Origin of the sequence: Pantanalinema sp., assembly GCA_036704125.1 — a bacterium.
Taxonomy (GTDB): domain Bacteria; phylum Cyanobacteriota; class Sericytochromatia; order S15B-MN24; family UBA4093; genus JAGIBK01.
In genome coordinates, this window is sequence record DATNQI010000028.1 from 64,207 (window position 1) to 73,909 (window position 9,703).

General features: G+C 70.4%; 10 protein-coding genes. 3 read left to right on the forward strand and 7 right to left on the reverse strand.

Features of this window, described 5'->3' with window-relative positions:
* Positions 1-2: 2 nt before the first annotated feature.
* From V6D00_04415 to V6D00_04435, 5 genes are all read right to left on the reverse strand, one after another.
* Positions 3-329: a hypothetical protein gene (locus tag V6D00_04415; GenBank protein HEY9898404.1), complete on the reverse strand. Its 327-nt coding sequence runs from the start codon at positions 327-329 to the stop codon at positions 3-5.
* Positions 330-471: 142 nt separating this feature from the next.
* Positions 472-735 carry a hypothetical protein gene (locus tag V6D00_04420; GenBank protein ID HEY9898405.1) on the reverse strand — a complete coding sequence of 88 codons (264 nt, stop codon included), beginning with the start codon at positions 733-735 and terminating at the stop codon, positions 472-474.
* 47 nt (positions 736-782) lie between these two features.
* Positions 783-2,015: a galactokinase gene (locus V6D00_04425; GenBank protein ID HEY9898406.1), complete on the reverse strand. Its 1,233-nt coding sequence runs from the start codon at positions 2,013-2,015 to the stop codon at positions 783-785.
* 13 nt (positions 2,016-2,028) lie between these two features.
* Positions 2,029-3,183, reverse strand: a complete 1,155-nt coding sequence (nagA, locus tag V6D00_04430; protein ID HEY9898407.1) for an N-acetylglucosamine-6-phosphate deacetylase — start codon at positions 3,181-3,183, stop codon at positions 2,029-2,031.
* Positions 3,180-4,136 (reverse strand): DUF5107 domain-containing protein, encoded by a 957-nt coding sequence (locus V6D00_04435; GenBank protein ID HEY9898408.1) that lies wholly within the window; start codon positions 4,134-4,136, stop codon positions 3,180-3,182. The genes nagA and V6D00_04435 overlap by 4 nt, the downstream gene beginning before the upstream one ends.
* A gap of 119 nt (positions 4,137-4,255) precedes the next feature.
* On the opposite strand from V6D00_04435, the gene V6D00_04440 reads away from it, so the two are divergent.
* On the forward strand, positions 4,256-4,564 hold the full coding sequence (locus V6D00_04440) for a hypothetical protein (protein ID HEY9898409.1): 309 nt from the start codon (positions 4,256-4,258) through the stop codon (positions 4,562-4,564).
* 44 nt (positions 4,565-4,608) lie between these two features.
* Here the strand turns inward: V6D00_04440 and V6D00_04445 are convergent, their stop codons facing one another.
* Positions 4,609-4,842 carry a ferredoxin gene (locus V6D00_04445; GenBank protein HEY9898410.1) on the reverse strand — a complete coding sequence of 78 codons (234 nt, stop codon included), beginning with the start codon at positions 4,840-4,842 and terminating at the stop codon, positions 4,609-4,611.
* A 146-nt stretch (positions 4,843-4,988) separates the two neighbouring features.
* On the opposite strand from V6D00_04445, the gene V6D00_04450 reads away from it, so the two are divergent.
* Positions 4,989-6,164 (forward strand): amidohydrolase, encoded by a 1,176-nt coding sequence (locus tag V6D00_04450; protein ID HEY9898411.1) that lies wholly within the window; start codon positions 4,989-4,991, stop codon positions 6,162-6,164.
* Here the strand turns inward: V6D00_04450 and V6D00_04455 are convergent.
* A complete protein-coding gene (locus V6D00_04455) occupies positions 6,161-6,904 on the reverse strand; it encodes a 3-oxoacyl-ACP reductase family protein (protein ID HEY9898412.1) in 744 nt (247 codons plus the stop codon). The two genes, V6D00_04450 and V6D00_04455, sit on opposite strands and share 4 nt — an antisense overlap.
* Positions 6,905-6,974: 70 nt before the next feature.
* On the opposite strand from V6D00_04455, the gene V6D00_04460 reads away from it, so the two are divergent.
* The coding region (locus V6D00_04460) for a tryptophanase (protein HEY9898413.1) at positions 6,975-9,703 on the forward strand (2,729 nt) is incomplete at its 3' end.

The following is a 9,703-nucleotide window of genomic DNA, read 5'->3' on the forward strand; positions in this document are numbered from 1 at the left end:
CATCAGGAGGGCGGCATGAAGCCGCCGTCTCCCATGGCAAGCACGTCGCGGAAGTTGAGGACCAGCTCGTCCGCGAGCCCGCCGTCGGTCGAAGGATCGAGCACGGCCTCGTGCACGTCGATCGAGTCGTAGGACGCCGCGATCCCGACGAACTCCTCCGGGGTCACCAGCTCCACGATGTCCGCGGGCGCGAGGTCGTAGGCGTTCACGAAGTCGCGGGCGCGATCGACGCTGGTGAAGAGAACGCCCATGGATTCTCCGTCGGACAGGGCCAACATGGTCAGGGAGTCGTCCTCGCCCAGAACCGTGAAGAGTTGCTCAATGTTCATCACCGTGCCCATGGCTCACCTCCCCCTGCTCTTTCTCGAGGGGTGAGTCTGTGCGATCGCTCGGCGGAAGTCACCAATCGAACGGGAGATTCGCGCGGGCGAAAGGCCCCTCGTCGCCGGGGGGCCCTTCGCTCGGACAAACCTACCAGAAACTCGTCTTGCCGCGCCGCGTCCCCGACTCGTGGGCGCGGCCGCGATCGGCGTACTGATCGCTGCGCAGCTCGTGAACCGGGCGCGACAAGCCCATGGTGCTCGCGCTGATTTCCTCTTCCTCCACGGGCGCGACGGGCTCGGGCTTCTGCTTCTTGAAGACCCGCTGGCCGAAGCAGACGCCGCAGAGACCGCGCGACATGTGATCGCTGAAAGCTTTGCCGCACTCGAGGCAGTTGGTCAACCCACCCAGCATCGACGCACCTCCTCTTCGCCTGAGTCAGGCATGCCCGCTCATTCTTCTTATCGACCCCGAGGCCCCGGGGCTTGAGTGCCCTGGGCAATAACCCTCGCTCCGTCCGCCGCGGGGCTCACGAACAGCGCGGCGACGCGCCCCGTCTCAGCATGGTAGCGCTCTACCACCTCGCGCCGGAAGGCCTCGAGGGCCGAGGCCGCCACCAGGCTCACGATGCAGCCGCCGAAGCCCGCCCCCGTGAGCCTCGCCCCCAGCACCCCCGGCAGGGCCTGGGCCAGGCCCACCAGGAGATCGAGCGCCGGGGTCGAGACCGCGTAGTCGTCCCTCAGGCTCCGGTGCGAGCGGTTCATCTGGGCTCCGAAAACGGCGAAATCGCCGGCTTCGAGGGCCGCCACGCTCGCGAGCACCCGCTCGTTCTCGGTGATGACGTGGCGGGCCCGGGCCCGGAGGGTCTCGGGCAGATCCGCCTCGACCGACGCAAAGTCGCCGGCGCTCACGTCGCGCAGGCTCGAGAGATCCGGCCTGGCGAGCAGGACCCCCAGGCGCTCGAGCGCCTCGCGGCACTCCTGGCGCCGCGCGTTGAACTGGGACTCCACCAGGCCTCGCTTGACGCCCGAGTCGACGATCGCGATGGAGAGGCCCCGCGCCTCGAGCCCCAGGGGCACGTTGCGATACGCCAGGCTGCGGCAATCGAGGAAGAGGGCGTGATCCCGCTCCCCCAGCGCCGAGACGAACTGGTCCATGATGCCGCACTGGACGCCCACGAACGCGTTCTCCGCGCGCTGCCCCAGCAAGGCGACCTCGCGCCCCCCCAGGCCCAGGCCGAAGGCGCGATCGAGCAGCGTGCCCGTGGCGACCTCCAGGGCCGCGCTCGAGCTGAGGCCCGCTCCGAGCGGCACGTCGCCCGAAAAGGCGATGTCCATGCCCCCGAGGCGGTGGCCCTGGTCCCGGAAGGCCTGGAAGACCCCGCGCACGTAGTTGCTCCAGCCGGCGGCAGCGGGCGAGGAGGGGACCCTTTCGATCGCGTCCAGGTCGAACGCATCGGCCTGCTGGAAGTTGTCGGCGTAGAGGCGTACCGTCCGGTCGCCCCTGTGGCGGGCGCCGAGCACCACCTCGCGGTCGATGGCCGCCGGAAAGACGAAGCCGTCGTTGTAGTCCGTGTGCTCGCCGATCAGGTTGACGCGCCCCGGGGCGCGCACCATCCAGTCGGGTGTCGCGCCGAAGTGCGCGCGAAAAGAGGCGTGGACCCGCTCGGTCTGCGACGAAGTCGTCTCGCTCATCGGTGGCTCCTCTTCAGGCCTGGTGGACGCGTCGGCCCGCCACGTAGGTGGCGCGGACCTCGAGGGCGCCGGACAGCACGACCAAATCCGCCCGGTAGCCCGGCGCGACCCGGCCCAGGTCCGAGAGCCCCAGCGAGCGGGCCGGCACGTCGCTCGCCATGGCGATCGCCTCGTGCAGGGGCACCCCCACCGTCCGGACCATGTTCCTCACGGCCCGATCCAGGGTGATGACCGAGCCCGCGATGGTCCCGTCCGCGAAGCGCGAGGTGCGGCCGTCGAGGAACGTCGTCTGCCCTCCGAGCTCGTATTCTCCGGGCGGCAGGCCCGTACCCCGGACCGCGTCCGAGACGAGCATCAGGCGCGAGGGGCCCTTGCAGCGGTAGGCGATGGTGAGGCCCGCCGGGTGGACGTGCTCGAGATCGGCGATCACCTCGGTGAAGAGCGCATCGCACACGAGGCCCGCTCCAAGCACCCCCGGCTCGCGGTGGTGGAAGCCCCGCTGGGCGTTGCACAGGTGGGTCAAGCGCGAGCTTCCGGCCTCCACGGCCGAGAGGACCTGGTCGTAGGTCGCATCGGTGTGGCCCACCGAGACCACCACCCCCGAGGCGACCAGCTCGCGGATCAGGCCGTCTGCCCCTTCGAGCTCTGGGGCGAGCGTCAGCAGGCGAATGGTCCCCGCGTGGCGCGAGAGCACCGCCCGGAGCTCCGGATCCCCCGTGGGGCGCAGGCACTCGGCGGGCTGGGCCCCCTTGTACCTGGGCGAGAGGAAGTTGCTCTCGAGGTGGGCGCCGAGGATCCGGGCCCCGGTCGGCTCGGCGGCCTTGGCCGCGCCGACGGCCGAAAGGATGCGATCGAGCAGGGTCGCCTCGCAGGCCACGGTGGTCGGCAGCCAGGCCGTCACCCCGTGCCGGGCGAGGTGCATGGAGATCGCGAAGAGCGCCTCGGGATTGGCGTCCATGGTGTCGAACGAGAGGCCGCCGTGGATGTGGGCGTCGATGAAGCCGGGCGCGATCAAGGCGCCCTCCACGTCGACGATCGAAACCCCTGAGGGGCGCGAAAGGGCCGTCCCCACCGCCTGGATGCGATCGCCCTCGATCAGGACCTCGGCCCCCTCCTGGATGCCCGCGGGGGTCGAGACGCTCCCGCCCGTCAACAGCGTCTTGGTCATGCCAGGGTCTCCTGTACCAGGCGAACGGTCATGCTCCATTCGCGCTCGCCCCTGGGCGGGATCACCCCGTGCGCGCGGTAGCGCCGGACGGCGAGCGCCAGGTCGTCCCCCGCCCCGATGCAAGGCTCGATGCCGAGATTGAAGTAGGGCGCCCGGTCCTCGCGGGGCGACCAAGCTCCCATGTTGAGCCAGAGGCCCAGGTGCGGGATGGTGAGCGGATCGTACTCGAAGCGCAGGGTCGAGCGCGTGGCCGGGTCGTGCAGGCCGACCCAGCCGCGCTCGGGTGAAGGACCGAAGAGCTTGACGGCGTAGCCCGCCTCGGGACCGGGAACGGTTGCGAGGTCCAGGTGCTGGAGGAGCGGCCAGCGCAGCGGTGCGCCGAGGTCGCCGAGCGCTGGATCCGAGGCGCCGAAGACGCGCAGGGGGGTCCCTTCCGGCAAGAGCAGCCGCATGCCCGGCGCGATCGCAAGCAGCGGGTGCGAGCTCCACACGAAGGGGAAGGGAAAGGGCGCGCGATTGATGACCCGGTAGGCCAGGCGCACCGCCGCGGCATCCGGCAAGAGGGTCAGCGTCCGCTCGAAGCGGTAGGGGAAGCGCACCCCGTCCACCCCCATGGCAAGCGAGAGGCCGTCGCGCCGACAGTCCCACGAGAGGCCCCACAGCTCACCGTGATCGGGGATCTCGACCCCCTGCCACGGCGCGCTGGGGAAGGCGCCCTCGGCGATCGCCGGGAAGCACTCGTCGAACCCGCCCGAGTCGTGATCCAGCACGTACGAGCTTCCGTAAGCCGGGGCGCGCAGGGGAAGAGCAGGGTTGCTCCAGAGCCACTCGCGCCCGGTGCTGCGGTCCACGAGGCTCGCGATCTTGCCCCCCGCCTCCGGGACGACCGACAGGCGCAGATGAGGGTTTTCGAGGTGGATCGGCTGAAGCGGGGCTGGCGCGGGTCGGGTCATCGGAAGCCTCGAGGTGGAAGCGGAACACCTCATTATAGCGGAAGACTCCCTCGACTCTTGCCCGGCGCGGCGCGGCGGCCTATGCTCGGCCCGGCTCGAACGCGAGCAGGAGGTAGGCGATGGCGCGAATCAAGGTCAAGTGGGCCAGCGAGAGCGACTTCAAGAGCTATCCCGAGATCGCCTGCGAACCCGGCTACTACCTCGACGTCCTGACGGGCGACATCTTTCGCAACGTTGGGCGCCCGTCCGATGCGAGCGTGCGCATCCTCGACGCGCACCCGGACAGCGCGGCGCTCTCGCGCAAGGCGTTCCTGCTGGTGAGCACTTCCACCCGGCAGAGCCTCGCGGAGATCCGGCGGCTGATCGGCGAGAAGTTCGGGGTGAGCCCCTCGGAGCTCGGAAAGCTGGTCCACAGCATCGAGTCATAAGCACGACGGCGCCCCCTTGAGGGGGCGCCGCACGGTCGAACGGGTTACTCGCCGTCGTCGCCGATGGAGCCGACAGGGCAGCCTTCGAGCGCTTCCTGGCAGGCCTGCTCCTCGTCGGGACCCACGGGCTGCTTGAAGACCACGTCGTGGCTACCGTCGTCGGAGAGCTTGAAGTTGTCCGGGGCGGCCGCTTCGCACGCGCCACAGACGATGCAGGTGTCATCGACGTAGTACTTGCCCGGGACGTTGTCCGGGAATGCTTGCGTCTTGTCAGCCATCTGGTCGGTCCCTTCTATGTTTCGCTAGAAATGTTCAGTGTTGGGGCGGATCTCGATTATACAACCTCCCCCACCAAATGCTATCCTTCGGTTAAAAAAGCGTTACCCCAGCTGACCGTCAGCCCGCGCTTACCAAGGAGGTCACCATGCCGGCCACCCTCGTTCAAGCCGTCGACGCCCTCGCCCCCGAGCTGATCGCGCACCGGCGCGAGTTCCACCGCCATCCCGAGCTGGGGTTCCAGGAGGTCCGCACCGCCCGGCGCCTGGTCGAGATCCTCGAAGGGTACGGCCTTTCGGTCGCGACGATGGTCGGAACGGGAGTGGTCGCCTGCATCGAGGGGGCAAGCCCGGGCAAGACCCTTCTCTTGCGCGCGGACATCGACGCCCTGCCGCTTCACGAGCTCTCCACCCACGATTACCGTTCGACGCACGACGGGGTGATGCACGCCTGCGGGCACGACGCCCACATGGCCATCCTGCTGGCGGTCGCCAAGATCCTCTGCGCTCGTCGAGACGAGTTCAAAGGCACGGTCAAGCTGGTCTTCCAGCCGGCCGAGGAGGGCCCCGGCGGCGCCAAGCCCATGATCGAGGCGGGGGTGATGGACCACCCCAAGGTGGATGCCGCCATCGGCTTCCACGTCTGGAACTCCCAGCCCGTTGGCATGGTCGGGGTGCGCTCGGGGCCCGTCATGGCCAACACCGACGAGTTCAAGCTCGTGATCGAGGGCAAGGGCGGCCACGGGGCCATGCCGCACCTCTCGGTGGATGCGATCACGGTCGCCGGGCAGGTGATCGGCGCGCTCCAGACCATCGTCTCGCGCAACGTCTCGCCCCTGGACTCGGCGGTGGTGACCCTCGGATCCATCCACGGCGGCCAGCGCCACAACATCATCGCCCAGACCGTCACCCTCACGGGCACGGTGCGCTCCTTCTCGCCGGCGGTGGGCAGCCTTTTGCCCCGGCGCATCGAGGAGGTCGTGGGCGGCATCACCCGTGCCATGGGAGCGACCTACCAGCTGGACTACCACCGGGTCTACCCCGCCACCGTCAACGATCCGGCCATGACCGAGCTGGTGCGCCAGGCTGCCGTCAAGGTGCTGGGTACGGACCACGTCGTCGAGGCCGAGCCCAGCATGGGCGGCGAGGACATGGCCTTCTTCCTCCAGGAAGTGCCCGGCTGCTACTTCTTCGTCGGGACGGCGAATCCCGAGAAGGGGCTCGACAACCCGCACCACCACCCCCGCTTCGACATCGACGAGGACGGGCTCGCCGTGGGCGCCAAGGTGGTTCTGCAGGCGGCCTTCGATTACCTGGGCGCCTAGCAGATCACCCGGCCGCCGTCGACCAGCAGCGTCTGCCCGGTCACGTAGGCGGAATCGTCGCTCGCGAAGTAGACCGCCGTCCGGGCGATGTCCTCGCTCAGGCCGAAGCGCTTGAGCGGAGTGCCCTGCTCGATGGCGTGCCGCTTCTCGGCCGAGAGTTCCGCCTGGATGCGGGTGTCCACGTAGCCGGGGGCGATCGCGTTGACCCGCACCTTGGGGGCGAGCTCGCGGGCGAAGGACTTGGTCAGCGAAATCACCGCCGCCTTGGAGGCGGCGTAGTGCATCGAGCTCTCGGCGCCCTCCACTCCGCGCATGGACGAGATGTTGACGATCACCCCGCCCTGGCGGGCCATCATCCCGCGGGCGACCGCCTGCGAGACCAGAAAGACGCCCTTGGCGTTGACGGCCATGACCCGGTCCCACATCTCGGGGGTGATGTCGAAGAGGGTCGCCCGCAGCACGATGCCGGCGTTGTTCACGAGCCGATCGACGGGCCCCAGCGCGGCCTCGGCCTGCTCGACCATCCGGCGGACCTCGATGGCGTCGGACACGTCGGCCTGCAGGGCGATCGCCCGGCGCCCCATGGCCGCGATCTCGGCCACGACGGCCTCGGCCGCTTCGCGGTCGTGGGCGTAGTTGATCGCCACGTCGCAGCCCTCTTCGGCGAAGGCCAGGGCGATGGCCTTGCCGATGCCGTGGTTCGCGCCGGTGACGAGCGCCGTGTGTCCCTGCAGTTTCATCGTGGCTCCTCTTCGGTGACGGGCTTTTCGCTGACGGATGCGTCCATTCGAGCGTATCATAGTCAGGATGATGCTCCCTGCACCTTACCGCAACAAGATCGTCCGCCCCGTCGGCCTGCCATCGCCCGCCGAGCGGCTGCGCCTCATCGAGGAAGCCGGCTACAACGTCGCCCGGTTGCCGAGCGTGGCCGTTCCCCTCGACCTGCTGACCGACTCGGGGCAGGCCGCCCTGAGCGATCGCCAGTGGAGCGCCATGGGGCGCGGCGACGAGGCCTACGCCGGCTCGCGCAGCTTCGCCGCCCTCGAAGCGAGCGTCTACGCGCGCTTCGGCCTGCCCTTCACCGTGCCGGCGCACCAGGGCCGAGCGGCCGAGAACCTGCTCGCCCAGCACCTCCTGAACCCCGGCACCCGGGTGTTCGGCAACGCCCTGCACGCGACCACCCGCCGCATCATCGCCCACGCCCAGGCCAGCTTCCACGAGGTCGGCGTCGCCTCGGCCTGGGACTTCGCGTCAAGCGCGGCCTTCAAGGGCGATCTCGACCTCGAGCGGCTCGAGGCCGCCCATGGCGAGGCGCACGCGCCGGGGGTGGTGTGGCTCGCCATGACGAGCGAGCCCATCGGCGGGCAGGCCGTGAGCCTCGCGAATCTGCGCCGCGTCAGCGCATGGGCCCGTTCACGCGGGCTCCCCGTGGTCGTGGACGCGAGCCGCCTGCACGAGAACGCCTGGACTATCCGCCGCCACGAGGCAGAAGCGGCGGATCTCGCCGCAGCCGTCATCGCCCGGCAAGTCGCCGCCTGCGCGGACTACCTCTACCTGAGCGGCAAGAAGGTGGGCCTCTCGAGCGTGGGGGGCCTCATCGCGACCGCGGACCGGGGCGCCATGGAGCGGCTGCGCAGGCACTGCATCGTCTTCGAGGGGATGCCCTTCTACGGCGGCATGGCCGGCCGGGACATGGAGGCGCTCGCCATCGGGCTCGAGGAGGCGTTCGACGATGCGGCCCTCTTTCACCGCGCCGCGCTCATCGCCCGGCTGGCCCAGCGCCTCTCGGAAGGCGGGGTGCCCCTCGTCACGCCAGCGGGCGGCCATGCCGTCTTCCTCGACGCGAGTCGCTTCGCGCCGGGCCTCGGCGCCACGGCCTCGGCGGCCATCACCGCCTGGCTGTACGTCATCTCGGGCGTGCGCACCGCAGCCGTGGACACCCTCGACGACCGGGGCCGGGAACGACGCCTGGTGCGGCTGGCCCTCCCCGCGCGCAGCCACGACGAGGCGCAGCTCGACTGGGCCGCGAGCGGGGTGCTCGCGCTCCACGCGCAGCGCGAGGCCCTGCCCCCCCTGTCGCTAGCGGGCACCTTCGAGGGCCTGCCTCCCGGCGAGCCTCGCTTCGCCCCCATCGACTCGAGCTTCGCGCCTCCGCGCCCGCTCACGGGCGCCACCGTCCCGTACCGCGCCAGGGTCGTCGAACTGACCCCACCGCTCTCGCGCGCCCAGCGAGAAGCCGCGCTCGAGCGAGCCGGCTACAACCTGTACCACCTGAGCGCGCAGGATGCCGCGATCGATTGCTTCACCGACAGCGGCACCAACGCCATGAGCGATCGCGCCTGGGGCGAGATGGTGGCCGCCGACGAGGCGTACCGGGGATCTGACGCCTACGCGCGCTTCGCTACGGCGGTGCGCGAGGCCTACGGCTACCCGCACGTCCTGCCCGCCCACCAGGGGCGAGGCGCCGAGGCCCTGCTCTCGGAGGCCCTCATCCGAGATGGGCGCGCCGTCGTCATCGGCAACCAGCCTTTCACCACGACCCAGACCCACATCCTGCGCTGCGGGGGGCGCTTCGTGGACGTGAGCCTCGAGGCGGCCTTCCGGCCCGGCGAGCCGCACCCCTTCAAGGGCGACGTGGACCTCGCCAGGCTGGAGGCGGCCATCCAGGAGCACGGCCCCGAGCGGATCGCCTACCTGAACCTCGGGGTGACGGTCAACGCCTCGGGCGGCCAGCCCGTGCGGCTCTCGAACCTGGAGGCGGTCAAGGCGATCGCCGATCGCCACGGCCTTCCCCTCTACCTGGACGCCACCCGGGCCGTGGAGAACGCCTGGTTCATCCGCGAGCGCGAGGAGGGGATGGGGGGCCGGACGATCGCGGACCTCCTGCGGGCGATCGCGGCCTGCGCGGACGGGGTCACGGTGAGCGCGAAGAAGGACCTGATGACCAACATCGGCGGCTTCCTCGCGCTCAGGGACCCCGCGGTGGCCGAGCGCGCCTGGCGCATCTCCGAGCGACTGGTGGGGTACCCGGCCTCGGGGGGGCTAGCCAACCGGGACCTGCTGGCCATGGCTTGCGGCATCGCGGAGATGCGAGATGATGCGACCGTCACGCACCGCATCCTCCAGGTGAAAGAGCTTGGCGAGCGCCTCCTGGCGGCGGGCCTCCCGGTGATCGCCCCCATCGGCGGACACGCCGTGTTCGTGGACGCCGAGGCCTTCTTGCCGCACCTCGGCAGACAGGCGCATCCGGGTCACGCCCTCGCCGCGGCCCTGTACCTGGAGTCGGGCGTGCGCGGGATGATGGTCAAGGGGCAGTTCGAGGGGCGCAAGGGGGTCGAGTTGCTGCGCATCGCCCTGCCCCGGAGGGTGTACGGCCCGTCCCACCTCGACTCGATCGCGCGGGCCCTGGTCGCCCTGAACGATCGCGCCACGCGCATCCCCGGCCTTTCGCTCGAAAGCGAGCCCGCGGCCCTGCGGGCCACGCTCAGCCGCTTTTGCCCTCTTCCCCCCGCCCCCCGGTGGGGCGGGGTCGGGGGTGG